The following is a 23,179-nucleotide window of genomic DNA, read 5'->3' as shown; positions in this document are numbered from 1 at the left end:
GGTGATAGGCCGCAAAGCACTGGCGGAATGGCCGATCCGCGCATCATAGACGTGACGCTCGACGAACGCACGATCCTGTGGCGGTCGGCCGATATCGAGCAGGAACGCCGCATCGCGATCTTCGACCTGCTCGAAGAGAATCGCTTCGCTCCCCAGCGCAAGCATGCCGACGGCTATGAAGGACCGTACAAGCTCCATTTGCGAGTTGAGGAAGGCCGGCTGGCGCTGGAAATCCACCGCGCCGACGATTCGCCGCTCGAAACCCTCGTCCTCGGCCTCGCCCGTTTCCGCCGCCCGATCCGCGACTATTTCGCGATCTGCGACTCCTATTACCAGGCGATCCGCGCCGCCTCCCCCGCCCAGATCGAGACGATCGACATGGCAAGGCGCGGCATTCACAATCAGTCGGCCGAGCTGCTGATCGAGCGCCTGGAGGGCAAGATCGACGTCGATTTCGACACCGCCCGCCGCCTGTTCACGCTGATCTGCGTACTCCACATCAAGGGATGATCGCCCTTCTCCTCACGCTGGCGGCGCCCTGTAGCCATGCCGACCCGAGGGTTTCCGAACTGCTTGGCCGCTGGTGCCAGGCAATCGGGCAAGTCGAACGGCAACAGCCTGCTGCCGACGCGTCCCTTCGCGTGAAGATGCATCATCTCGTCCGCCTCGACGAAGTGACCCGCCAGAATCTCTGGATGATCGAGGACCCGTCGCTCGAAGCCGGCCAGCAGCAGATCGTCGGCGAGGCCTTGGGCACATCCCTTCGCGAGATCGACACCCGCAACACCGAGGCGCTGCGCAAGCTGCTTCCCAAGGCCGGCTGGTTCACCAATCGCCTGCACGGCAGGCAGGTCACCCATGGCGCCTGGCTGATCGCACAACACTCGCCCGACGACGCCTTCCGCGAATATGCGCTCGGCAAGATGACAGTGCTGCTCAAATCGGGCGATGTCGATGCGCGGGACTATGCGCTCACCTTCGATCGCGTGCAGGTTCGTAAGGGCCTGCCCCAGCGATACGGCAGCCAGGCCCGATGCCTGAACGGCCGCCTCATTCTCCAGCCAATCGAAGACGAGGCGGCAGTCAATGCAGCGCGAGAGGCAATAGGCTGGGCACAGACGCTAGAAGAGACACGGGGCGATCTTGAGATCGGCAAGCCCTGCAACCTGGGATGACGAGATGACCGACGAGGCACGCACTCTGATCGAAGCGGCCCGTAAGGCTGCGCAAAACGCCTACGCCCCCTATTCGAACTTCGCAGTCGGCGCCGCGGTGCTGCTCAGCGACGGCAGCATCGTCACCGGCGCCAATTTCGAGAATGCCAGCTACGGCCTGTCGCTCTGCGCCGAGACCGTGGCGCTGGCGAGCGTCAGCGCGCAGGGTCGCTTCGCCGACGTCGTCGCGATCGGCGTGATCGGCGGCCGCATCGGCCATGCCGACACCGACCCGATCAGCCCCTGCGGCCGCTGCCGCCAGGTGATCAACGAGGCGGCGCAGGTCGGCGGACGCGATCTGTCGATCTACTGCAGCGGCGCGACGGGAGACGAGGTCGCGGAGCACAAGCTGTCCGAACTTCTTCCTCATGCATTCGGGCCTGCCGATCTGGGGCTGACCGGCAATCGCCCTTGATCGAGCGCGTCCGCTCGCGCCCCAATCGATGACACTCACGGTCTGACGGTTGCCGCCCTTTAGCGGACGTGGGGCGCCTTCTCAAAGAGATGCGCTAACTGGGCCGAAGCATCCCAATGTGCTGGCCTCATACCGCGATGCCCTCTCCATGCCGCGGGCCTGTTCCACTGGGCGCGGTAGGCTTGTAGCGAGCCAAGGATAGTCTCCCGAGCGCAGGACGATGCGGCGGGATTATCATCGAAACCAGGTTCCCAAAGGCAGCACGGACAGATGCCGAGTGGAATGCCGCCTCTCTCATCGTAGGCGTCCGTGACCACATATCTGGAAAGCCGCATGCAGGACGCAGCAGCTTGCCCTGGTCATCACGGACATTGAACTGACAAGGGTCAACCATCCCTCGTTCTTACGATTGGGTAAGTCTGCTTTCCACCCTTGCGGCCTCTTGGCAGACAGTCCGCAAACCATCCACTCCCAGTCGTCCGGCCTTGCAATGTAGGATTTGCGCTGCTTACCGAAGCGTGGCCTCGCCGCACGCTCTTTCATATCGCAGGCAACTCCCCGAAAATCCTGCGATAGTGTGACTTTGGTGTGACCTTCAATGTCCTGCAGCTAGGACGTGGGTTCATCGCCCGCCGCGACGCGACGCAAGAATCGGCAGCAATCCACCATTCTCCGACCTTCGCCGGCGGCCGCATCCCGGCTCTTCGCCAAGACGCTTGCCAGTGCGCCCCTCCCTCTGCTCTGGTAGCGCTAACGGAGGAGATGCCATGATGATGCTGTCCCGGAGCGCGCTTGCGCTGCCGATGCTGTTCGCCGCGCCCGCGTTCGCGCAGGAGGCGCCGCCGCTGCTCCATCCGATGTTCCAGGATCATGGCGTGCTCCAGCGCGACCGTCCGATCGCGATCTGGGGCGATGCGCCTGCCGGCCAGAGTCTCGAAGTCACGTTCGGCGACAGGAAAATACAGGCGCGCGCCGACAAGGACGGCCATTGGCGCGTCGAGCTGCCGGCGATGCCCGCCGGCGGGCCCTATACGCTCACCGCGACCACGCGCGGCGGCAGGAGCCAGCGAGCCGAGGATGTGCTGGTCGGCGACGTCTGGCTGTGTTCGGGCCAGTCTAACATGGAATACCCGGTCAGCGGCGTGCTCGGCGCGGCGGGCGAGATCGGCAAGGCGAACGACCCCGAGCTGCGGCTGATGACGATCGAAAAGAAGACCAGCCTCAACCCCGAGCGCCAATTCTCGGCGCCCGTTCAGTGGCAGCGAACCACCCCGGAAACCGTCCGCGACTTCTCCGCCGCCTGCTACTTCATGGCGCGCGATCTCCGTGCCTTGCAAAAGGTGCCGATGGGGCTGATCGACGCCTCGTGGGGGGGCACCGCAATCGACGCCTGGCGGCCGGAAAGCGCACTCGCCAAGGATCCTGCGGCGCGCGAGGACCTCGCGCTGCTCCGCATTTATCGCACCGATCCCGCCAAGGCGAGCGCATCGTTCGGCGAGCGCTGGAAGGCTTGGTATCGCGGCAAATCCGGCGATGCCGCAGGCAACGAGCCATGGCAGGCGGCTGCGCCCGGCGAATGGCACCCCCTGCCCTCGTTCGATCCTTGGGAGAAATGGAGCGTCGCCGAGCTGGCGCAGTATAACGGCATGCTCTGGTATCGCACCGAAGTGACGCTCACCGCCGCGCAGGCCGCCAAGAGCGCAACGCTCGCGCTCGGCCCGGCCGACGACATGGATGCGAGCTTCGTCAACGGCGTCCCGGTCGGCGTGACCTACGCCTGGGGCGTTCCCCGCGTATACGCGCTGGCGCCCGGCACGCTCAAGGCAGGCAAGAACCTGATCGCCGTCGGTGTGCTCGATACCTGGGCGGAGGGCGGCTTGCTCGGCACGCCCGACCAACGCGCGATCCGCTTCGCCGACGGCACCGCCGTGCCGCTCGCCGGCCCCGAGGGCTGGACCTGGCGCAAGGCCCCCGCCGGCGTCGGCGATCCGCCGCATGCACCCTGGGAGGCGATCGCCGGCTTCTCCGGCATCTACAACGCGATGGTCGCGCCGATCGGGGCCTATGGCCTGCGCGGCGCGGCCTGGTATCAGGGCGAGGCCAACGCCGGCGCGCCCGATGGCTATGCCGGGAAGCTGGCCAGCATGATGGCGGCATGGCGCGACCAGTTCGCCAGCCCCGCTCTGCCCTTCCTGATCGCCCAGCTGTCGAACTGGGGTCCGCGTGCGTCCAAGCCCGTCGAAAGCGGCTTCTCGCAGATCCGCGACGAGCAGCGCCGCGCGGTCGCCGCCGACCCGCATGCCGCACTGGCCGTGACGATCGATCTCGGCGACGTCGTCGATATCCATCCGGCCAACAAGCTCGATGTCGGCCATCGCCTGGCCCGCGGTGCCGAGGCCCTCACTTATGGTGGCAAGGCCTCGCCCTCGGGGCCCTGGCCCGTCGAGGCGAAGCGCGAACCCGACGCGGTCCGCGTCCGCTTCACCGGCGTCGATACGGGGCTACTGGCCTACAGCGCCGCGCAACCGATCAGCTTCGAACTATGCGGCGTCGCGCCTGGCAGCTGCCGGTTCGCCACCGCGACGATCGCCGGCAACGACGTGCTGATCGCTGCCGGCACCGGCCCCACCGATCGCGTCCGCTTCTGCTGGGGGGATAGTCCGATCTGCAATCTTTATAACGGCACCGGGCTTCCGGCGACGCCGTTCGAGCTGCCGGTCCGTTAGCCCTTGCGGAGCTTCGCGCTTCCCGCGAAACGGGACCGCACCTCAGGGGGATTCATGAGTATTCTATCCGACCGCTGGATTCGCGAAAACGCCCTCGCCACCGGCATGATCGAGCCGTTCGTCGAGGCGCAGCGGCGCGAAGGCTGCATCAGCTACGGGCTGTCGTCCTATGGCTATGACGCGCGCGTCGCCGACGAGTTCAAGATCTTCACGAACATCGACAGTTCGGTCGTCGATCCCAAGAATTTCGATTCGAACAGCTTCGTCGATCGCAAGACCGACGTGTGCATCATCCCGCCCAACAGCTTCGCCTTGGCCCGTACGGTGGAGTATTTCCGCATCCCACGCGACACGCTGGTGATCTGTCTCGGCAAGTCTACCTATGCCCGCTGCGGGATCATCGTCAACGTGACGCCGCTCGAGCCCGAATGGGAGGGGCATGTCACGCTCGAATTCTCGAACACCACGCCGCTACCTGCCAAGATCTACGCCAACGAAGGTGCGTGCCAGTTCCTGTTCCTCAAGGGCGATCAGCCCTGCGAGACGAGCTATGCCGACCGTGCGGGCAAATATATGGGCCAGCGCGGTGTAACCCTGCCGCGGCTCTGAGCCAGCGCCGCCGATCCGATTCGCTCGCTGTGTCGTGACGGAGCGACCGGGACGCAGACGACGACGCGGTCGCTGAGGGAATCGGCGGAAGCGGCCAGGTGACCCCAACGCGACACAGCGGCGACGACAGCGCGCTGCTCTAAAGTTCCGCTCTTGATAGGAGAGGGCTGGATGGTGAACACCCCACGAGCGATATCACCGAAAGTCGGTCGCCCTCCCACCACCCGCGGCGGCGGCCCTCTCCCATCAAGGGAGAGGGGTATCCAATAAGCCTAAAGTGCAAACCCCGGGCCCAATTGAGCACGAATTCCAACTGAGGCCCCAACGCGATCAGCGGGCGCTGAACTGCACCGTATCGAGCCGGCGCAGGCCGCGCTGGGCGAGCGCATGCGATCCGGCGGTGCGATCGACGGTCAGGTCCATCAGCACGTCATCGGTGCTCAGCACCTTGGTGTAGAGGCTGCGCGCCTCGACCGCGCGGCCGGTCTTGGCATAGACGGCGGCGAGGTTGAGCATCAGCTCGGGGCGGCCCGGATGAATGCGCAGTTCGGCGAGCAGCGCTGACTCAGCCTGCGAATACTCGCCCTGCGCAATCTGCGTGCTGGCGACGGCGCTGTCCTGCGCCTGGGCCGGAAGCGCCGCGAACAATGGCGCGGCGGCGAGGAGTAGAAATCCGATACGCATGGCACCCTCCAGAATCATTGCATCACGGTGACGTTTCCGTGACATCTCGATGACTCTAATGTGACACTTTCATTGCATCAGAGCAAGCCGGCTGCGCGCAAAAAGAAAGGCGGCCCCGGAGGACCGCCTTTCGATTTTTTCAGGGCAGCGCCTTCGCGTGGCGCCCTGTCCGATGTCGGATCAGAAGTCGTTGCGATACTGCTCGTTACCGACAAAGCCGAGCTTGGTGATGTTCGCGCGCTTCACGATCGCCAGCACCCGATCGACCACGTCGTAGCGGGCATTGGGGTCCGGCTGGAAGTGCAGCTCGGGCTCCGGGCTCATCTGGAGCGATGCGTCCAGATACTGGCGCAGCGTCACATCGTCGATCTGTACGCTGTTCCAGAACACGTTGCCGTTCGCGTCGATGTAGACCTTGTTCTTCTGCGGCTCCACCGGCGGCGCGTTCTGCGGGCTGTTCTGCGGCAAGTCGACCTTAACCGCGTGGGTCTGGATGGGGATCGTGATGATGAACATGATGAGGAGAACGAGCATGACGTCGATCAACGGCGTCGTGTTCATTTCCATCATCGGCTCGCCATCGTCGCGGCCCGCGCTCATTGCCATTTCGAAAACTCCTTAAACGGGCGCGTCAGATGCGCGTGACGTTGGAGCCCGCTTCAGGCTCGGAGATGAAGCCGACCTTCGCGAAACCCGCCATCTGCATCGTGTAGATAGTGCCGCCAATGCAGCGATACGGCGTGTTGATGTCGCCGCGGATGTGCACCTCGGGAAGCTCTAGCCCGGCAGCATTGGGGCCGCCCTGGCGCTCGATTTCAGCCTTCAGCTTGACGACCGCCCTGTCGAGCAGTTCCTTGCTGGTGACCTCGGTCATGCCCCAGTAGACCTTGCACTGGCCACCGGCTCCCGTGATCGAGAGCGACACATTCTCTGGTTTGGTGGTGGTCGGTTCGAACTGGACCTTGGGAAGCGCCAGATCGATCGACTGGATCACCACGGGAACGGCGATCAGGAAGATGATCAGGAGCACCAGCATCACGTCCACGAGGGGCGTGGTGTTGATGTCCGACATCGGTGCGTCGTCGCCGCTGTCGCCTACGCTCATCGCCATTGGGCGTTATCCTATCCTTTATCGCTCCCGGACAGCCCGGGAGCAGGGTCGCACGCCGTGACGTGCGACCCGATCCTTGTCCTACGCGGGTTACGCGCGAGTCTGCACGCCACCGGCCTGGCCGGCGGTCGTGGTCGGGCCAACCGGCTTGGCAGTGGCGGCAGCCGGAGCCTTGCCTGCCACGGCGACGGCCTTCGGGCGGACGCGGCCGTCCGAAGCGAGATAGCCGAGCACGTCGTTCGAAAACGCGTTGAGGTTCTCGGAGATCGCCTTGTTGCGGCGCTGCAGGAAGTTGTACGCGAGCACCGCGGGAACCGCGACGACGAGGCCGAGTGCGGTCATGATCAGTGCTTCACCGACCGGGCCGGCGACGGCATCAATCGACGCCTGACCGGCCGAACCGATCTTGATCAGTGCGCGGTAGATGCCGACCACGGTGCCGAACAGGCCGATGAACGGTGCAGTCGCGCCGGTCGTCGCGAGGAACGCGAGGCCGCCGTTGAGCTGCGAGTTGATCGACGCTTCCGAACGCGCGAGCGAGCCGTGCAGCCAGTCATGCGCTTCGATAGGATCGGTCAGTTCCTTGTACTGGTCCTGTGCCTGGACGCCGTCGTCGACGATCTGGCGATAGGCCGAGTTCTTCTCCAGCTTCGCCGCGCCTTCGCGCAGGCTGTTGGACTGCCAGAACTGGGCGCGGACGCGCTTGTACTGGTTGATGATCTTCTGCTGCTCGAACAGCTTGGTAAACAGGATGTAGAGCGAGACGAAGAGCATCAGCACCAGGATGCCGAACACGGTCTGGGCGATCAGGCCGCCCTCGCGGAGAGCGGCCTCAAGGCCGTACGGATTGTCGCCCTTGGGCGCCGCCGCGGCGAGAATGGTCATGAGCATTGTCGGTTCTTTCCTCTAAATTAGTAGCGTTCCAGACTCCGGCGCGCCGCGACGGGGCGCGCCGGCCACTCCAATCAATTCTTCGGCAGTTCCCAGCGGAAACGGCTGACGAACGGTGCCGGGATCTTGTTGCCACTTGCGTCCTCGGCCGGTGCGAAGCGCGCGCGGCGCCGCAACAGCGAGCAGGCAGTGCTGTCGAGAACCGACGAACCGCTCGACGAAGTCACCTGGCAATCGACCACCTTGCCGGTCGCATCGACCTGAAGACGGAAGCCCGTGGTGCCCTGCTGCTCGGCGCGGATGGCCGCTGCAGGATAATCGTCGTTGGTCACCCAGCTGCCCGGAGGCGTGCGGGGCTTCAGCGGCTTTGCGACGCGCGGCGGAGCCGGTGGCTGCGGCGGCGCGACAGGCGCCGGCGGTGCCGGTGGCGTGATCGGCGGCGCTGGTGGGATGATCGGAGTCGTCACCATCGGCGGAGCCGGCGAAACCGTCTGCACGATCGCAGGTGGCGTCACCACCTGAGTCGGCGGCGGCGGCACGGGCGAATCCGGCGGCGGCGGCGGCGGCGGAACCTCCTCGGGAGGGGGCGGCGGTTCTTCGACCTCGAAGGTCTTCAGTTCCTCCGCCTTCTTCTTGATATATTGGTATGCCAAGCCCGTGACGAAGGCATAACCCATGCCAGCCACGATGATTGCGACTATGATAATCGCAACGAACCGGCTGCCACTTACATTCCGGTCAGCGTAAGCCATTCGGCAACGTCACTCCTCTAATCCTGTGCGACCCTGGGCGCCGGTATGCTCGGAGCACAAGCCCGTCCGCCGTTCGCTTGGTTGCGTTCGGTGCGGCAGAGCGCGAGTCTCTATCGTGGGCTTCCGGGGTACGCAAACGCTTTGTCGGACAAACAGCGCCTACCGCCGGCTCATGACGGAATTATTTCTGTATAAGAAGCGGGTGATCCGGTAACGGACACGCATGATACGCGTTCCCATGATAGCCTTTTGTTGCGCAGTAACGTTAACGGCACCTGCGCAATCCGCCCCACAAACCACGCAAAACCAAGCTTCTTCGACAGCTGTATTGCCCAGTTATGCCACTGTTGCAGGGCAAGTTCTGGGGGCGCCGCTGATCCTCGACGCGCGCATTCGAAGCGCCGTGAAAATCAAGGGCGCCGAAGCCGCAAATGTCGCCCCGGGACGTGTCCGATTCTATATCGAGGCCGATGTGACGGCCCTGATTCGCGGTTCGAACGCAGTCTCGACGAGAATCGGCTATGTCGCCGATGTGCCGCTCAACGAGCGCGGCCGTGATCCCAAGCTCAAGAAGCAGCGAGTGCTGCTGTTCGCGCGCGCCGTCCCCAATCGGCCCGACCAGCTCCAGCTCACCGGGCTCGACAGCCAGCGCGCCTTCACTCCCGAACTTGACGCGCTGGTCCGCGGCATTGCCCGCGAAGTGGTCGCGAACGATGCGCCGCCGGCAGTAACCGGCGTGGGCAACGCGTTCCATGTTCCCGGATCGCTGCCGGGCGAAGGCGAGACCCAGGTCTTCCTGCAGACTGCCAACGGCGCTCCGGTGTCGCTCCAGATCCTGCGCCGCCCCGGTGAACAGCCGCGCTGGTCGGTCTCGCTGGGCGATATCGTCGATGAGTCCGCCGGTCCGCCACAGACCAACACGCTGCTCTGGTATCGCCTCGCCTGCGGGCTGCCGCGCACTCTGCCGGCGGAAAGCATCGAATCGGGCGACCCCGCGCACGCGGCGATCGCGCGCGAGGACTATCGGATCGTGTTGCGCGCGCTCGGCCCCTGCGCCTGAGCGCGTCAGGGCTGGCAAACGCTAGCGCCGGTGGCGGACCATGGTGATCCCGATCGATTCGCCGTTCTCGGCGATCGCCAGCTTGATGATCTGCACCTCGACACGCTGCACCCGCGCGTCGGAGACGAACAGAGTCTCGCAGACATGGTCGGCCACGGCCTCGATCAGCGTGAAATGCACGTCCTTGGGCAGCGCCGTGGTCGCGGCATGCTTGAGGTCGATATAGCTCTTCGACGCGCTGAGCGGCGTATCAGGCACGAAACGCTCAGGCATATCGATATCGGCAGTCACCGAAATACGCAGCGGCTGCGGCAGATGCGTCTCTTCGGAATAGATCCCGGTCAGCACCTCGACTTCGAGGTCGTGCACCTGGAGCTTTAGCAAATCGCGCAATTGACGGCCTTTCGTGGGAACCGCGCCCCCTTAGGACTGGGAAGTGCCAGGCGCCATCCCCATTAAACCTTGCGTGCGCGCAGCACCTCGCTAAAGCGCGCGGCCCCGGCGGGGTTGCCGGGTGCCCTACCAAGGAAACGAAGTGATCGAACTGGTGCCGCTGGCCGTCGTCGACCCCCAGGCCGTGGAGGCGCTGCTCGACCGCGCCTTCGGCCCGGAGCGACGTACGCGCACGGCGTACCGGATCCGCAGCGGCACCCTCCCCGTCCCAGAGCTCAGCTTCGCCGCGCGCGACGCCGACGGCGCGCTACTCGGCACGATCCAGTGCTGGCCGGTCGCGCTTGCCTGCGACGGCGGTGCTGTGATGCCGTTGGTAATGGTGGGCCCGGTCGCCGTCGCGCCCGAACGCCAGCAGGGAGGCATTGGCCGCGCATTGATGGAGCGGATGCTCGCGGCAGTTCGGGACTGCCCGTCCGAAGGCTGCGATTCGCTGATGCTGGTCGGTGATCCCGAATATTATGGCCGCTTCTTCGGCTTCACTGCCGATCGCACCGCCGGCTGGCGCCTGCCCGGCCCGTTCGAGCCGCGCCGGCTGCTCGCGCGCGGCGACAAGGTGGCCGATTGCGCGGGCACGCTGGGGCCGCGGGTTCGCCAAGCCGCTTGAGGGGGCCGCCGCCCTGGCCTAACGAGCGTGGCATGCCGACCCCGCCTCCCCCCGATCTCGCCAGCCTGTCGCTCGCCGAGATCGCCCGGCTTGCCGAGGAAAACCGCCTACCGCCGGTGGAGAGCTGGAATCCCGACCATTGCGGTGACAGCGAGATGCGTATCGCCCGCGACGGCATCTGGTATCATCAGGGGTCGCCGATCGGCCGCGCGGCGATGGTGCGGTTGTTCTCGACGATTCTACGCCGCGAGCCCGACGGGCGATTCGTCCTCGTCACCCCAGTCGAGAAGCTCGACATCGAAGTCGAGGACGCGCCCTTCACCGCCGTCGAGATGAAGGCCGAGGGCGAAGGCGATGCGATGAAGCTCGCCTTCCGCCTCAACACCGGCGACCTGCTCACCGCCGGCCCCGAGCATGCGTTGCGCTTCGACGAGCGCGAGGACGGCCCCCGCCCCTATCTACACGTCCGCAGCGGGCTCGAGGCGCTGATCGCGCGGCCGGTCTATTACGAGCTCGCCGAGATCGCGCTTGCCAATGGCGGCACGTCGCCCGGCGTATGGAGCAACGGCGCCTTTTTCGCGCTGGAGCCGCAACCGTGACGCTTGCCGAGCGGCTGCGCGCCGCGCTGGACAGCGATCATGAGACCATCCTGCTCGCGGGCGATCATTTCGATTTCGATCCTGCTATCGCCGGGCATCCCGCCGCGGTGCTGGTCGCGGTCACCGATCGCCGCGAGCCGGGCGTGATCCTCACCCAACGCACCGAGACGCTGCGCCGCCATCCCGGCCAGGTCGCCTTCCCCGGCGGTAGGATCGATCCCGAGGACGACGGCCCGATCGCCGCCGCGCTACGTGAGGCGGAAGAGGAAATCGCATTGCCCCCTTCGGCAGTGCAGGTGATCGGCACCGGCGACCTCTATCGCACCGTGACCGGCTATGAAGTCACTCCGGTCGTCGGCGTCATTCCGCCCGATCTCGCGTTGGTGCCTGCCGAGGCCGAAGTGGCGGCGGTGTTCGAAGTCCCCCTCGCCTTCCTCCTGAACAGCGCCAACCATGCCGAGGCGACGGCGAGTTATCAGGGACAGGAGCGCCGCTATTACGAGATCCTGTGGAACGATCGCCGCATCTGGGGCGCCACCGCGGCGATGATCGTCAATCTCTCGCGGAGGCTGCGTTGGACAGCCTGACCCTGCCCCATGCCGAATGGCGGCACCGCGAAGGCCTCGATCGGCTGGTTGAAGTGCTCGGCGACGTGCGATTCGTCGGCGGGTCGGTTCGCGATACGCTGCTCGGCATTCCAGTCGCCGATATCGACCTCGCCACGCCACTGCCGCCCGAGCGAGTTCTCGAACTGCTCAAGGCGGCAGAGATTCGCGCCGTTCCCACCGGACTCGCCCACGGCACCATCACCGCGGTATTGACGAGCGGCCCGGTCGAGGTCACCACGTTGCGCCGGGACGTCTCGACCGACGGCCGCCACGCCACCGTCGCCTTCACCGACGACTGGTGCGAAGACGCCGCACGCCGCGACTTCACGATGAACGCGCTCTATGCCGATCCCCTGTCCGGCGAAATTTTCGACTATTTCGGCGGCCTCACCGATCTAGAAGCACGTCATGTGCGCTTCATCGGCGATCCGCTCCAGCGAATCGCCGAGGACCATCTGCGTATTCTCCGCTTCTTCCGCTTCCTCGCCCGATTCGGCGACCAGCCCGATGCCGCAGGCCTCGACGCCTGCACCGCGCGCGCCAAGGACCTGATGGCGCTGTCCCGCGAGCGGATCCGCGACGAGTTGCTCAAGCTGCTGCTCGCCAAGGACGCCGTCCGCGTCGTCCAGTTGATGATAGCGCGCGGCATCTTCGGGCCCGTGCTGCCCGAGATCGCCTCGGCCGAACTGCTCACTCATGTCGCGCACCGCGAAGCCGAAGCCGAACTCACGCCCAGCCCGATCCGGCGCCTCGCCGCACTCCTCCCGCAGGACGCGCATATCGCCGATCAGATCGGCGCCCGGCTCAAGCTGTCCAATGCCGAGCGCAAGCGCCTGGTCGCCGCAGTGGCGAAGCCGGACGGCCCCGCAAAACCGCTCGTCTACCGGCTCGGTGCCGATACCGCCCTCGACCAGCTGATCTTCTCGAACCGTGAAATCGCCGAGATTGCCGAAATCAGAACTTGGCAGGCACCGCGCCTTCCGCTGACCGGCGGCGCGCTGGTAACGCGCGGGCTGGCGAAGGGCCCCGATGTCGCCCGCGCGCTGCGCACGGTCGAGGATCGATGGATTGCGGAAGGTTTCCCTGACTCGGACCGCGTCGAGCAAATCGCCGACGACGTCGTGGCTCAGGCGTTGCGCGCGCCGAGCAGCGAAAAGGCAGCGCCTGGTTCGAGCGGCCGGGCATAGAGATAACCCTGGCCATAGGTGCAGCCGAGCGCCGCGAGCGTCTGCGCCAGCTCGTTGGTCTCGATGCCCTCGGCGGTGGTCTGCATCCCCAGCGCCTGCGCCAGGCTCAGCACCGCGCGGACGATCGCGATCTTGTCGCGGTCGGCCAGCATGCCGGAGATGAAGCTGCGGTCGATCTTGAGCTGGTCGATCGGCAGCTTCTGCAGATAGGCCAGATTCGAATATCCGGTGCCGAAATCGTCCATCGCCAGCGTGGTGCCGAGATCCTTGAGCGCCATCATCGTCTGGCTGATCCGGTCGGGATCGGTGACGATCGCGCTCTCGGTCAACTCTAGCGTCAGCCGCGAGCCCGACACGCCGTGCTGCTCCAGCGCCGCCTGGACCATTTCCGGAATGCGATCACGCTGGAGCTGGATCGCCGATAGGTTGACTGCGACCTTGACCCCGCAATCACCGCCCGCGGCCAGGTCCCACGCCGCCAGCGTCCGTGCCGCTTCGCCCATCGCCCAGCGTCCGAGCGGAACGATGAGCCCCGATTCCTCGGCGACGGGGATGAAGTCGTTGGGCGACAGCGCGACACCGCCTTCGGTGGTCCAGCGCGCCAGCGCCTCGAACGACACGACCTTGCCAGTGCCTAGATCGCAGATCGGCTGATAGTGGAGCGTCATGTCGCCATTCTCGATCGCGCGGCGCAGCTCGGTCTCAACGCTGAACTGTTCGCGGGCGATGTCGAAGGCACGAGTGTGATAGAGTTCGGTGCGACCGCTGGTCTTGGCGCGCTTCACGGCGAATTGCGCGTGGCGGATCAGGTCCTCGGGCTCGCCGCGATTATCCGATCCCAGCGCAATGCCGATCGAGCAATCGACGCGGATCTCGAAGTCCGAAAGCCGGAACGGCGTGGCAAGCGCAGCCTGGATACGCTTGGCGACATGGAGCGCGTCGCCCGGCCCGTCGTCGAGCGTCAACAGCACCCCGAATTCGTCTCCGCCCATCCGCGCCAGGATGTCACGGCCGCGGAGCGCCCCTTTCAGCCGCCGTGCGACCGAAATCAGCAGTTCGTCCCCGGCCAGACCGCCCATGCAGGCATTGACGCGACTGAACCGGTCGAGGTTGACCACCAGCACTGCGAAGCTGTCGGCCTCGTCCGGACCGATGGTCGCTTCGATCTGATCGCTGAAACCGGCGCGGTTGGGCAGGCCGGTGAGGCTGTCGGTCGCCATTTCGCGGCGCAGGCTGTGCTCGGTGCGCAGCTCGGACGTCTGATCGACCAGCGTAACCAGGCACCGCCCGCTGCCGCGCTGCGCGGCACGGCGGGCGAAGAGGACGCGGAAATAGCGGCAATCGACTTCCTCGCCGAACTGCCAGCTTATCTCGCGCTGCGTCTCTTCCGATTCGATGAATCGGCGAAGCTGGCTGCCTAGCAGCCGGACGAGCGGCGATTCGGATGCAACGGTGCCGAGTCCCGCAAGGCGGAACGCGCGGTTGAGCGCGCGAAACTGGAACTTGCCGCCTTCGAGAGAGACCGCGACCGCGGGCACCGGCAGCAGGTCGAGCATCAATCCGGTTTCCGACGGGCCGAGGGCACAAGTCTCCGCCGCCTGCAGCGCAGGTGCCGCAAGTGCGACAGAACTTGGCTTGAGCTTCCCGAATGCCATCTGCCTGACGGGCTAGCCGGAATTGGTTAAAGTGGGCTGAAGCGCTTGAGAATTCTCGGCTTCAACGGCGCTTCAAAAGCGATTGTCGCGGGGGAAGCCATTGGGCGCCATCCGCCCCGCCGCGCCGCGCGCCGCGCGCCATGCCGACAGGTCGGTCTCGCTGCGTGTCCGGCCGCTCTCGCCGCCCATCGCCCAGCTCAGCCCTTCGTCCATTTTGAAGGTTCGCACGTCCGAAAGCCCGCCGTCGCGATAGCGCTGGAGCTGCACGCCCTGCCCGCGTGCCAGCTCGGCGACTTCGGACAAGGGGAAGACCAGCATCTTGCGATTGTCGCCAACCGCGGCGACCGCATCATCCTCACGGCCGATCGGGCGCACCAGCTTGAGCTGCGCGCCGGCGCGGGGCGTAACCACTTGCTTGCCCTTGCGGGTCTCGGCCATCACATCGGCGACGTTGACGATGAAACCGCGCCCGTCGCTGGCCGCCACCAGCAATTTGCTCGCCGCGCTCGCCGGCAGGAACGCGATGATGTGGCGCTCGCCGTCGAGGTCGAGCATCAGCCGCACCGGCTCGCCAAAGCCGCGCCCGCCGGGCAGTTTGTCGCCGCCCAGCGTGTAGAAACGGCCATTGTCCGCGGCCAGCAGCAGCTTGTCGGTCGTCTGGGCGTGGAAGGCGAAGAGCGGCCCGTCGCCTTCCTTGAACTTGAGCGTCTCGGCCGACGCCAGCTCGACATGCCCGCGCATCGCCCGGATCCAGCCGCGTTGCGACAGGATCACCGTGATCGGCTCGCGTTCGATCATCGCCTCCAGCGGGATTTCGCGGGTCGGTGCCGCTTCGGCGATCGCAGTGCGCCGCGCGCCGAGCGGCGTATCCTGCCCATAACGCTCGATCATCTTGCCGAGATCGCGCTTCATCCGCGTGCGCTGGCGGGCGTCCGACGACAGCAGCGTCTCCAGCTCGCCCTTTTCCTTGAGCAGCGTCGCCTCTTCGCGCTTGAGCTCCATTTCCTCCAGCCGGCGCAGGCTGCGCAGCCGCATGTTGAGGATCGCCTCGGCCTGGCGGTCGTTCAGTTCGAACTCGGCGATCATCACCGCCTTGGGCTCGTCCTCGGTGCGGATGATCTCGATCACCCGGTCGAGGTTGAGGAAGGCGATGATATAGCCGCCGACCAGCTCCAGCCGGTCGGCGATCTTGTTCAGCCGATGCTCCGATCGGCGCCGCAGCACGACGAACTGGTGCTCGATCCAGGCGGTGATCGCCTCATGCAGGCTCATCACCCGCGGCGTGCGGTGCTTGTCGAGCACGTTGAGGTTCAACGGCACGCGTACTTCGAGGTCGCTCAGCCGGTAGAGCCCGTGGATCAGATCTTCCGAGCTCACCGTGCGGCTGCGCGGCTCGAGCACGATGCGCAGGTCCTCGGCCGATTCGTCTCGAACGTCGCCCAGGATCGGCAGCTTCTTCTCGTTGATCAGATCGGCAATGCCCTCGATCAGCTTGCCCTTCTGCACGCCGTACGGGATTTCGGAAACAACGAGATGCCAGCCGCCACCCTTCTCGCTGACGCGCTGGATCTTGGCGCGGACGCGGAACGATCCCCGCCCGGTCGCATAGCTTTCGGCGATTGCCGCGGGCGAATCGACGACGATGCCGCCAGTCGGAAAATCGGGCCCGCTGACATAGTCGAGGACATTGGCGGCCGGATTGTCGATCAGCGCCACCGCCGCGTTCATCAGCTCGGCGGCGTTGTGCGGCGGGATCGACGTCGCCATGCCCACGGCGATGCCGGCGGCGCCATTGGCGAGCAGATTGGGGAAGAGGCCCGGGAAGAGCTCGGGCTCTTCCTCTTCGCCGTTATAGGTCGCGCGGAAATCGACGGCATTCTCGTCGAGCCCGGCCATCAGGTCCATCGCGACCTGAGTCAGCCGCGCTTCGGTGTAGCGATAGGCTGCGGCGTTATCGCCGTCGATATTGCCGAAATTGCCCTGACCGTCGACCAGCGGATAGCGCAGCGCAAAGGTCTGGGCGAGGCGGACCATCGCATCATAGACCGACTGGTCACCATGCGGATGGTATTTGCCGATGACGTCGCCGACGACGCGCGCGCACTTCTTGTAGCCTGAAGCCGGATCAAGCTTGAGCAGCCGCATCGCCCAGAGCAGTCGCCGGTGGACCGGCTTCAGCCCGTCGCGGACATCGGGCAGCGAGCGCGCAGTGATCGTCGACAGCGCATAGACGAGGTATCGCTCCGAAAGCGCGCTGTCGAACGGGACATCGGTGGGGCCGGCGGGAACAATATCGCTATCGAGGCTCATCGTGCGACGGATAGCAGGGAGAGACCCGCAAGGCCAAGCCGATGTTCACAAGGCGTTCCCGAATCGCGCGTCACTCCGTCGTCGGCGCCACGAACGCACTCAGCGGATCGTCGCGCCCCGCATCCGCCAGCTCAGCGAGCAGCCAGTCGCGAAAGCCGCGGATCTTGGGCAAATTGCGCTTGTTCTCGGGATACATCAGCCAGAAGCTGTTGCGATAATTGGTAAAATGCGGAAGCACCTGGACCAGCAGCCCCGCATCGATCGCCGGCTGCCACATTGGCGGGCTCAGGATCGCTAGCCCAGCGCCAGCGATAGCCGCGTTGCCGTCCAGCACCTGCGAATCGAAACGAATGCCCGATGCCTGGCCGCGGTCGCCCGACTCCCCCAGCGCCGTCCCGAACCACAAATCCCACCAGTCATCCTCGGGCGAGATCCGTGGCAGCCGCAGCAGATCGGCGGGCGATTTGACCGGCGGATGCTTCGCCAGGAACGCCGGATTGGCCAGCGGCGTGACCGGCATCCGCATCAGGAAATGCGCACACAGGCCCGCCATCGGTCCGCCGGCACCGCGCAGTGCGACATCGGCCTCGCCGGCCTGCAGATCGACCATCTCGTCGCTGACCAGCAACCGCACCGCCAGACCGGGGCGCGACAGCTGAAACGATCCCAGCCGCCCCGCGAGCCAATTGGTCGCGAGCGTGCGCGGCGCGGCGATCGTCATCACGCTCTCCGATTCGACGCGCACCGAGGCAAAGGCTTCGCCCATCGCATCGAACGCGCCCGTGATCTGCGGCGCGATCCGACGGCCGAGTTCGCTGAGAATCACTGCGCGGCCGACCCGTCCGAACAGCGGCGCGCCCAGCCGCTCCTCGAGCAGCTTGATCTGATAGCTGACCGCCGCCTGGGTCATCCCAAGTTCTTCGGCGGCGCGCGTGAAATTACCGTGGCGGGCAGCGGCCTCGAACACACGGACGGCAGCGAGCGGCGGAATCTGGCGCATGCAAATTCATAAGCTCACCTTGTTAAACGAGTCCAATGATTTGTTGGCGCGGCGGCAGCGGGAGGGGCACATGTATGGGGCCACCGCAGATGCCACGACAAAGGAACCGAGCCATGCTGACCCTGTTATTGTCCCTCGCCGCCGTCACCGCCACCGCGCAGACGGCCCCGCTCGAACCCGCTCCGACGCTTCGCGTGCGGCATTCCGATCTCGATCTTTCTCGACCACGTGACCGAGAGATTTTCGACCGGCGCATCGCCCGCGCCGTCGAGGCGCTGTGCCCCACGCATCAGCTTGGGCAGATCACGCGCTCTTCCGCCGGGCTGCAATGCCGCGCCGAGACGCTGGCGCGCCTGACCCCGCAACGAGACCGCGCAGTCGCCCAGGCGACCGCTCCGGTCCTGCTGACCGCCAACGCCCGATAGGGCCGCGGCGGACAGCCAGGAGGCGCGGCCTGCCATCGATCATCACAAGCCACGTTGATGATTCCCTCTGGCGGGCCGCGCCAATGCTTCTTGGGAGAAATACCATGCCACACGCATTTGACGGCGCCGCGTGGGCGGACAACCGCCAGCATCGAAGCGCCGGCATCGCGCATCTGTTCAAAGAACTCGCACACGCCTTCGAACGCCTTTCCGCCATCGAATATGACGCACCGTGGGAGCGCGTACGCCGCTGATTTCGGGCTAACCAGCCGCCTCGAACCAGCCTGCCACATTCTTGTCCAAATTGTGGCAAGAATGTGTCTTGACGCTTTCCTACGGACGTGATGGGATATCATCCTCAATGCAGGAGATATGCCCATGCGCGCACTTTCCCTCACTCGCTCCGTTGCCTTCATCGCCCTAGTCACGGCGCTCACTGCCTGCTCGTCCCAGCCCGGCGACGCCTCTGGAAGCGACCGGAACCCGGCCTCTCCGACGGCGTCGGAAACGGTCTCAGAGATAACCTCGCCCGATGCCGCGACTGCGACGCCCGCGACGCCCGCGACGCCGGGAACGCCGGGAACCCCGGCCAAGCTGCCGGTCTCGCTCCCCAAACTCACCTATGCCTATGCGCTTTCCTATATGCTGCCCGGCGACAAGATCGCCGCCGCGCAGGACGCCCACCGCTCCTTGTGCGATGAAATGGGGCCGGCGCGCTGCCAGCTCCTCGCGCTCGAACGCGGTGTGGGCGAGGAGGAATCGAACCACGCCCTGCTCAAGCTGCGCGTCGCCACCAGCGAATCCCGCCGCTTCCAGGTGCTGCTCGATCACGATGTGACCGAAGCCGGCGGCCGTGCCGAAACCGCGAAGATCGGCACCGACGAGGTCTCGAAGCAGATCGTCGATGCAGAGGCGCGGATCCACCAGCGCGAGCTGCTCGTCGGCCGGCTCACCCAGATCCTGCGCACCCGCAACGCCAAGGCGTCGGAACTGCTCGAAGTCGAGCGCAACGTCACCCAGGCGCAGGAAGAACTAGATCAGGCGCGCGGCTGGCTCGGCGAGCTCAAGGGCCGCGTGGCGATGTCCGAATTCGACATCCGCTACGCCGCAATCGCTCCCTCGGCGACTTCGCGAAGCGTCGCGGGCCAGCTCGGCGAGGCTGCACAGGGATCGGGCGCCGTCTTCCTGATCGGGCTCCGCTTCTTCCTGTCTCTCTTCATCTATCTGCTCCCCTGGCTCGCCCTCCTAGCGCTGCCGGTCTTCGCGATCCGCGCACTCCGCCGGCGGCGTCTTCCCACCGAAGCGTGATTGCACCGCAACACGGCGTGCTTTATAGGCCCGGACCTTCCACGGCCCCGGTAGCCGTGCGGCCTTCGTCGCACCGCCGGGGCCACGCTTTTCAGGGGTAAGAGCCAACATGGCACGCCGCCGTCAGATCTACGAAGGCAAGGCAAAGATTCTCTATGAGGGTCCCGAGCCGGGCACGCTGATTCAGTATTTCAAGGACGACGCGACTGCGTTCAACGCCCAGAAAAAGGGCACGATCAGTGGTAAGGGCGTGCTCAACAACCGGATTTCGGAGCACGTCTTCACCCTGCTCGCCGGGATCGGTATCCCGACGCACTTTATTCGCCGCCTCAACATGCGCGAGCAGCTGATCCGCCAGGTCGAGATCGTCCCGATCGAAGTCGTGGTGCGCAACGTCGTCGCCGGCAGCCTCGCCAAGCGCCTAGGCATCGAGGAGGGCACGCCCCTCCCCCGCACGATCGTCGAATATTATTTCAAGGACGATGCGCTCGGCGATCCGATGGTTACCGACGAGCATATCCTCGCCTTTGGCTGGGCCGCGCAGGAAGAGCTGCACGACATGGCCGATATGGCAATCCGCGTGAACGACTTCCTTTCAGGACTGTTCGCCGGGATCGGCATCCGCCTGGTCGACTTCAAGCTCGAATTCGGCCGGATCTGGGACAATGACTATGCCCGGATCATCCTGGCGGACGAGATCAGCCCCGATGGCTGCCGCCTGTGGGACATGGTCACCAACGAGAAGCTCGACAAGGACCGGTTCCGCCGCGATCTCGGCGGCGAAGTCGAGGCGTATCAGGAAGTCGCGCGTCGGCTTGGCCTGTTCCCGGAGGGCGCCGATTCTGCGGTGCTCGACCTCGAGAGCCACCGCAAGCGCCGCGGAAAGTAAACCGCGGCCCGGCGTGCGAACCGCACGGTTTTCGCGCGCCGGATAAACAGCTTCTTAACCATGGCGCGCCTAATCCTCTGGCCGAAAATTCGGTCAGGGGAATCTCCCATGCGTTCGTTTCGTGCCTATCTCGCGCTCTCCGGCGCCATCACGCTCGCGGCCTGTGGCGGCGACACGGGTCCCCAGACGGTGGGCAGCAATCCGGCGCCGATCGGCGGCACGCCCACGCCGACCCAGTCGAACCTGCTCGATGTCAGCAGCACCGTCACCTACGACGCGATCGGCTCATTCCAGGCGCTCGACACTACTACCACGATCACCACCCCGGCGGTCGGCACCCCGACCGGCAGCGTGGCGTCGCTATACACCGGCAATGCCGCCACGGTGAACGCCCCCAACGGCTCGATCACCTATAGTCCGCGCGACGGCATCTTCACGGTCAAGATCACCGACAGCGCCGCCAAGGTCACTCGCGACTATAATTTCCAGGATCCTGCGCACCGCACTACCTTTTCAGGGTCCGATTTCGCGCGCTTCCAGATTCCGAACCTGTCGACCTTCAACTATCTCCAGGTACTCGACGGCACCGCGCAGCCGGTATTCTTCTATCAGCGCCCCGGTGCCAAGACGACCTTCGTGTCGCTCGCCGGCTTCTCGCGCGTGATCGAGAACCGCACCACCAGCGGCACGGCGCCCGCCGATGTCGTAACCACCACCACCTTCCAGGGCGAGCGCGGCGCATTCGTCTTCGGCCAGAAGACCGCCAACGGTCAGGTTCCGGTTTCGGGCGAGGGCACCTATAGCGGCGACTTCCTCGCCTCGATGGTGATGGACCCCACCGGCGGCGGGCGCTCGACGCTGCAGTGGATCACCGGCGGCAGCCAGGTGAAAGTCAATTTCGCGACCGGCAAGGCCGATCTCGCGCTCAGCGGCACCGTCGGCGACGCCTATGTGCTCGGCGCGACGGTGACGGCTCCGATCGGCACCGGCTCGACCTTCACTGCAAACGGTACCGCCCAGGTCGATCTGATCCGCAGCGGCGGCTTCACCGGCGCCTTCACTCAGAACGCCGCCGGCGCCAACAATGTCGGCTTCACCAGCGGTGGGACGTTTGTCGGGATCGACTTCGCCAGCGCCGCGGCGGGCGGTCCCACCGCAGGCGCCAGCTCGATCGACGGCGCGTTCTACGGCCCGAACGCCGTGAATGTCGGCGGCAATTTCCGCATCATCGGCGGCATCCCCAACCAGCGCGTGGATATTCTCGGCGCGTTCAGCGGCGCCAAGTAACCGCGTCCAGCCGGAGCCGCACCGTGCGCCTCGCCTTGATCGCCGCCCTGCTCCTCGCCGGAGCGGGAACGGCGGCCCATGCCCAGACTACGCCGTGCGCGGCGGAGAGCTGCGAGTTGCGGCTCACCCCCGCACAGCTGCTGGCGAGCGCCGAACGCCTCGTCACCCTGCGGCGGTTCGACGAAGCGCGTCCGCTGGTCGAGGCGCTCAAGCTGGCGCCGGGCTACAAGCTCCAGACTCGTTTCCTCACCGGCCTGATCGCAGCCGAGAGCGGCGACTTCCACGCCGCCGCCGACCAGTACAAGGCGATCCTCGCCGACGATCCGGCCCAGACCCGCGTCCGGCTCGAACTCGGCAAGGCGATGATGGCGATGGGCAAGCCGCAGAGCGCCGACAAGCAATTCCGTCTCGCCGGACAGGACCGCGAGCTTCCGCCCGAACTCGCCAAGGCGATCCGCGGCGTGCGTGCGGTAATCCGCCAGCAACGCGCGTGGCGGCTCGACGTCGATTTCGGCATCGCCCCGGACAGCAATATCAACAACGCCACCGCGGTCGATCAGGTGACGGTCAATCTCGGCGGCTACCAGCTGCCGCTCGAACTCAACGAGGCGGCCAAGGCACGTTCGGGCACCGGCCAGACCGCGACGATCTCGGCAGGGCTGCGGCTCCCGGTCGGCACCGACCTATCGATGCTCGTGGATCTCGACAGCAATGGCAGCAATTATGCCGGCAGCGAGTATGATGATTATCTCGTCCAGTTCGCCGCCGGCCCGGAGCTTCGCCTCTCGCAGGCCGCGAGCATCTCGGCCGAGGCACTCGGCGCGCAGCGCTGGTATGGCGGGCGCCTGATCACGCGCCAGGCAGGAATCAAGGCAGGCGCACAGACCATTCTCGGCGCCAGCGACCGCGTCGGTATCCAGCTCGATATGCGCCACACCGAGGCGCTGTTCGACCCGGGCTACAGCGGCTGGCAGGCCGGGCTGTACGGCACGTTCGAACATGCACTGTCCCGCAGTCTGATCGGATCGGTCAGCGTCTTCGGCCGGCGCGACTGGCTCAACGAAGCCGCCTATTCGAACAAGGAAGCCGGCACGAGCCTCGCGTTCGGCGGCGAGCTGCCGCACGGAATCAACTTCAGCCTCAGCGGCACGGCGTCGCACGCCGTCTATGATGCGCCGCTACAGTTCTTCTCGGCCGAGCCGCGCCGCGACTGGCGCCTGAGCGCACGCGCGACGCTGGGCAATCGCGGCATCCGCGTGTTCGGCTTCTCGCCCGAGCTGAGCCTCGCTTATGCCCGCACCGATTCGAGCATCGCCTTCTACAGCACCGATCGCCTCCGCTTCCGGGTCGCGCTCGCCCGCTATTTCTGATTGCGGGACTCGCGCAGCCGGG

At 65.8% G+C, this 23,179-nt stretch carries 25 protein-coding genes; 16 read left to right on the top strand and 9 right to left on the bottom strand.

What is annotated here, in order from left to right:
- The first annotated feature begins 27 nt into the window (after positions 1 to 27).
- The 5 genes from BXU08_RS02415 (at position 28) to dcd (ending at position 4,964) form a co-directional block, all read left to right on the top strand.
- A complete protein-coding gene (locus BXU08_RS02415) occupies positions 28 to 510 on the top strand; it encodes a UPF0262 family protein (RefSeq protein WP_077508462.1) in 483 nt (160 codons plus the stop codon).
- Entirely contained in the window at positions 507 to 1,175 is a 669-nt protein-coding gene (locus tag BXU08_RS02410; protein ID WP_077508460.1) for a DUF6624 domain-containing protein, read from the top strand. The genes BXU08_RS02415 and BXU08_RS02410 overlap by 4 nt, the downstream gene beginning before the upstream one ends.
- A 4-nt stretch (positions 1,176 to 1,179) precedes the next feature.
- The gene (locus tag BXU08_RS02405) at positions 1,180 to 1,629 is read left to right on the top strand and encodes a cytidine deaminase (protein WP_077508458.1); all 450 of its coding nucleotides are present in this window, start codon (positions 1,180 to 1,182) and stop codon (positions 1,627 to 1,629) included.
- A gap of 767 nt (positions 1,630 to 2,396) precedes the next feature.
- On the top strand, positions 2,397 to 4,355 hold the full coding sequence (locus BXU08_RS02400) for a sialate O-acetylesterase (RefSeq protein WP_150125385.1): 1,959 nt from the start codon (positions 2,397 to 2,399) through the stop codon (positions 4,353 to 4,355).
- A 54-nt stretch (positions 4,356 to 4,409) separates the two neighbouring features.
- Positions 4,410 to 4,964: a dCTP deaminase gene (dcd, locus tag BXU08_RS02395; RefSeq protein ID WP_077508456.1), complete on the top strand. Its 555-nt coding sequence runs from the start codon at positions 4,410 to 4,412 to the stop codon at positions 4,962 to 4,964.
- A gap of 330 nt (positions 4,965 to 5,294) precedes the next feature.
- On the opposite strand, the gene BXU08_RS02390 is transcribed toward dcd, so the two are convergent.
- The 5 genes from BXU08_RS02390 to BXU08_RS02370 form a co-directional block, all read right to left on the bottom strand.
- Positions 5,295 to 5,648 (bottom strand): tetratricopeptide repeat protein, encoded by a 354-nt coding sequence (locus tag BXU08_RS02390; RefSeq protein ID WP_077511918.1) that lies wholly within the window; start codon positions 5,646 to 5,648, stop codon positions 5,295 to 5,297.
- A 180-nt stretch (positions 5,649 to 5,828) separates the two neighbouring features.
- Positions 5,829 to 6,254: a biopolymer transporter ExbD gene (locus BXU08_RS02385; protein WP_077508454.1), complete on the bottom strand. Its 426-nt coding sequence runs from the start codon at positions 6,252 to 6,254 to the stop codon at positions 5,829 to 5,831.
- Positions 6,255 to 6,279: 25 nt separating this feature from the next.
- Positions 6,280 to 6,759: a biopolymer transporter ExbD gene (locus tag BXU08_RS02380; protein ID WP_077508452.1), complete on the bottom strand. Its 480-nt coding sequence runs from the start codon at positions 6,757 to 6,759 to the stop codon at positions 6,280 to 6,282.
- A 90-nt stretch (positions 6,760 to 6,849) separates the two neighbouring features.
- Complete coding sequence (locus tag BXU08_RS02375) at positions 6,850 to 7,650, bottom strand: MotA/TolQ/ExbB proton channel family protein (protein ID WP_077508450.1); 801 nt, start codon at positions 7,648 to 7,650, stop codon at positions 6,850 to 6,852.
- A 74-nt stretch (positions 7,651 to 7,724) separates the two neighbouring features.
- Complete coding sequence (locus BXU08_RS02370; RefSeq protein WP_077508448.1) at positions 7,725 to 8,402, bottom strand: TonB family protein; 678 nt, start codon at positions 8,400 to 8,402, stop codon at positions 7,725 to 7,727.
- A 403-nt stretch (positions 8,403 to 8,805) separates the two neighbouring features.
- Here BXU08_RS02370 and BXU08_RS02365 point away from each other — a divergent pair, with 403 nt between their 5' ends.
- Positions 8,806 to 9,462 carry a hypothetical protein gene (locus tag BXU08_RS02365; RefSeq protein WP_253190473.1) on the top strand — a complete coding sequence of 219 codons (657 nt, stop codon included), beginning with the start codon at positions 8,806 to 8,808 and terminating at the stop codon, positions 9,460 to 9,462.
- A gap of 21 nt (positions 9,463 to 9,483) precedes the next feature.
- On the opposite strand, the gene BXU08_RS02360 is transcribed toward BXU08_RS02365, so the two are convergent.
- Complete coding sequence (locus BXU08_RS02360; protein WP_077508445.1) at positions 9,484 to 9,855, bottom strand: dihydroneopterin aldolase; 372 nt, start codon at positions 9,853 to 9,855, stop codon at positions 9,484 to 9,486.
- Between the two features lie 142 nt (positions 9,856 to 9,997).
- Here BXU08_RS02360 and BXU08_RS02355 point away from each other — a divergent pair, with 142 nt between their 5' ends.
- From BXU08_RS02355 to BXU08_RS02340, 4 genes are read left to right on the top strand one after another with little or no spacing between them, the layout of a single operon-like run.
- Complete coding sequence (locus BXU08_RS02355) at positions 9,998 to 10,519, top strand: GNAT family N-acetyltransferase (protein ID WP_077511916.1); 522 nt, start codon at positions 9,998 to 10,000, stop codon at positions 10,517 to 10,519.
- Positions 10,520 to 10,551: 32 nt separating this feature from the next.
- Positions 10,552 to 11,118: a DUF1285 domain-containing protein gene (locus BXU08_RS02350; RefSeq protein ID WP_077508444.1), complete on the top strand. Its 567-nt coding sequence runs from the start codon at positions 10,552 to 10,554 to the stop codon at positions 11,116 to 11,118.
- Positions 11,115 to 11,705, top strand: coding sequence for a CoA pyrophosphatase (locus BXU08_RS02345; RefSeq protein ID WP_077508443.1), 591 nt, complete (start codon positions 11,115 to 11,117; stop codon positions 11,703 to 11,705). The genes BXU08_RS02350 and BXU08_RS02345 overlap by 4 nt, the downstream gene beginning before the upstream one ends.
- Positions 11,693 to 12,913, top strand: coding sequence for a CCA tRNA nucleotidyltransferase (locus BXU08_RS02340; RefSeq protein WP_077508441.1), 1,221 nt, complete (start codon positions 11,693 to 11,695; stop codon positions 12,911 to 12,913). Before BXU08_RS02345 ends, BXU08_RS02340 begins: the two co-directional genes overlap by 13 nt.
- Here the strand turns inward: BXU08_RS02340 and BXU08_RS02335 are convergent.
- From BXU08_RS02335 to BXU08_RS02325, 3 genes are all read right to left on the bottom strand, one after another.
- A complete protein-coding gene (locus tag BXU08_RS02335; protein WP_077511914.1) occupies positions 12,853 to 14,469 on the bottom strand; it encodes a bifunctional diguanylate cyclase/phosphodiesterase in 1,617 nt (538 codons plus the stop codon). The genes BXU08_RS02340 and BXU08_RS02335 overlap by 61 nt on opposite strands.
- Before the next feature lie 171 nt (positions 14,470 to 14,640).
- Positions 14,641 to 16,878 carry a DNA topoisomerase IV subunit A gene (gene parC, locus BXU08_RS02330; RefSeq protein ID WP_077508439.1) on the bottom strand — a complete coding sequence of 746 codons (2,238 nt, stop codon included), beginning with the start codon at positions 16,876 to 16,878 and terminating at the stop codon, positions 14,641 to 14,643.
- 70 nt (positions 16,879 to 16,948) lie between these two features.
- Entirely contained in the window at positions 16,949 to 17,878 is a 930-nt protein-coding gene (locus BXU08_RS02325) for a LysR substrate-binding domain-containing protein (RefSeq protein WP_077508437.1), read from the bottom strand.
- A 113-nt stretch (positions 17,879 to 17,991) separates the two neighbouring features.
- Here BXU08_RS02325 and BXU08_RS02320 point away from each other — a divergent pair, with 113 nt between their 5' ends.
- The 6 genes from BXU08_RS02320 (at position 17,992) to BXU08_RS02300 (ending at position 23,157) form a co-directional block, all read left to right on the top strand.
- Complete coding sequence (locus BXU08_RS02320) at positions 17,992 to 18,303, top strand: UrcA family protein (protein WP_171982391.1); 312 nt, start codon at positions 17,992 to 17,994, stop codon at positions 18,301 to 18,303.
- Positions 18,304 to 18,407: 104 nt separating this feature from the next.
- Positions 18,408 to 18,557 (top strand): hypothetical protein, encoded by a 150-nt coding sequence (locus tag BXU08_RS19720; RefSeq protein WP_171982390.1) that lies wholly within the window; start codon positions 18,408 to 18,410, stop codon positions 18,555 to 18,557.
- Positions 18,558 to 18,681: 124 nt separating this feature from the next.
- Positions 18,682 to 19,611 (top strand): DUF4349 domain-containing protein, encoded by a 930-nt coding sequence (locus tag BXU08_RS02315; RefSeq protein WP_171982389.1) that lies wholly within the window; start codon positions 18,682 to 18,684, stop codon positions 19,609 to 19,611.
- A 109-nt stretch (positions 19,612 to 19,720) separates the two neighbouring features.
- Entirely contained in the window at positions 19,721 to 20,500 is a 780-nt protein-coding gene (gene purC / locus BXU08_RS02310) for a phosphoribosylaminoimidazolesuccinocarboxamide synthase (RefSeq protein WP_077508431.1), read from the top strand.
- Between the two features lie 108 nt (positions 20,501 to 20,608).
- On the top strand, positions 20,609 to 21,787 hold the full coding sequence (locus BXU08_RS02305; protein WP_077508429.1) for a hypothetical protein: 1,179 nt from the start codon (positions 20,609 to 20,611) through the stop codon (positions 21,785 to 21,787).
- Between the two features lie 23 nt (positions 21,788 to 21,810).
- Positions 21,811 to 23,157 (top strand): surface lipoprotein assembly modifier, encoded by a 1,347-nt coding sequence (locus BXU08_RS02300; protein WP_150125384.1) that lies wholly within the window; start codon positions 21,811 to 21,813, stop codon positions 23,155 to 23,157.
- The last annotated feature ends 22 nt before the right edge of the window (positions 23,158 to 23,179 follow it).

The organism is Sphingomonas sp. LM7 (assembly GCF_002002925.1).
GTDB lineage: Bacteria > Pseudomonadota > Alphaproteobacteria > Sphingomonadales > Sphingomonadaceae > Sphingomonas.
This window is presented reverse-complemented; position numbering and strand designations above follow the sequence as displayed.

Coding starts and splice junctions, on each gene's coding strand:
- BXU08_RS02415 (WP_077508462.1), top strand. CDS start 28: ATGGCCGATCCGCGCATCATAGACGTGACGCTCGACGAACGCACGATC.
- BXU08_RS02410 (WP_077508460.1), top strand. CDS start 507: ATGATCGCCCTTCTCCTCACGCTGGCGGCGCCCTGTAGCCATGCCGAC.
- BXU08_RS02405 (WP_077508458.1), top strand. CDS start 1,180: ATGACCGACGAGGCACGCACTCTGATCGAAGCGGCCCGTAAGGCTGCG.
- BXU08_RS02400 (WP_150125385.1), top strand. CDS start 2,397: ATGATGATGCTGTCCCGGAGCGCGCTTGCGCTGCCGATGCTGTTCGCC.
- dcd (WP_077508456.1), top strand. CDS start 4,410: ATGAGTATTCTATCCGACCGCTGGATTCGCGAAAACGCCCTCGCCACC.
- BXU08_RS02390 (WP_077511918.1), bottom strand. CDS start 5,648: ATGCGTATCGGATTTCTACTCCTCGCCGCCGCGCCATTGTTCGCGGCG.
- BXU08_RS02385 (WP_077508454.1), bottom strand. CDS start 6,254: ATGGCAATGAGCGCGGGCCGCGACGATGGCGAGCCGATGATGGAAATG.
- BXU08_RS02380 (WP_077508452.1), bottom strand. CDS start 6,759: ATGGCGATGAGCGTAGGCGACAGCGGCGACGACGCACCGATGTCGGAC.
- BXU08_RS02375 (WP_077508450.1), bottom strand. CDS start 7,650: ATGCTCATGACCATTCTCGCCGCGGCGGCGCCCAAGGGCGACAATCCG.
- BXU08_RS02370 (WP_077508448.1), bottom strand. CDS start 8,402: ATGGCTTACGCTGACCGGAATGTAAGTGGCAGCCGGTTCGTTGCGATT.
- BXU08_RS02350 (WP_077508444.1), top strand. CDS start 10,552: ATGCCGACCCCGCCTCCCCCCGATCTCGCCAGCCTGTCGCTCGCCGAG.
- BXU08_RS02335 (WP_077511914.1), bottom strand. CDS start 14,469: ATGCTCGACCTGCTGCCGGTGCCCGCGGTCGCGGTCTCTCTCGAAGGC.
- parC (WP_077508439.1), bottom strand. CDS start 16,878: ATGAGCCTCGATAGCGATATTGTTCCCGCCGGCCCCACCGATGTCCCG.
- BXU08_RS02325 (WP_077508437.1), bottom strand. CDS start 17,878: ATGCGCCAGATTCCGCCGCTCGCTGCCGTCCGTGTGTTCGAGGCCGCT.
- BXU08_RS02320 (WP_171982391.1), top strand. CDS start 17,992: ATGCTGACCCTGTTATTGTCCCTCGCCGCCGTCACCGCCACCGCGCAG.
- BXU08_RS19720 (WP_171982390.1), top strand. CDS start 18,408: ATGCCACACGCATTTGACGGCGCCGCGTGGGCGGACAACCGCCAGCAT.
- BXU08_RS02315 (WP_171982389.1), top strand. CDS start 18,682: ATGCGCGCACTTTCCCTCACTCGCTCCGTTGCCTTCATCGCCCTAGTC.
- purC (WP_077508431.1), top strand. CDS start 19,721: ATGGCACGCCGCCGTCAGATCTACGAAGGCAAGGCAAAGATTCTCTAT.
- BXU08_RS02305 (WP_077508429.1), top strand. CDS start 20,609: ATGCGTTCGTTTCGTGCCTATCTCGCGCTCTCCGGCGCCATCACGCTC.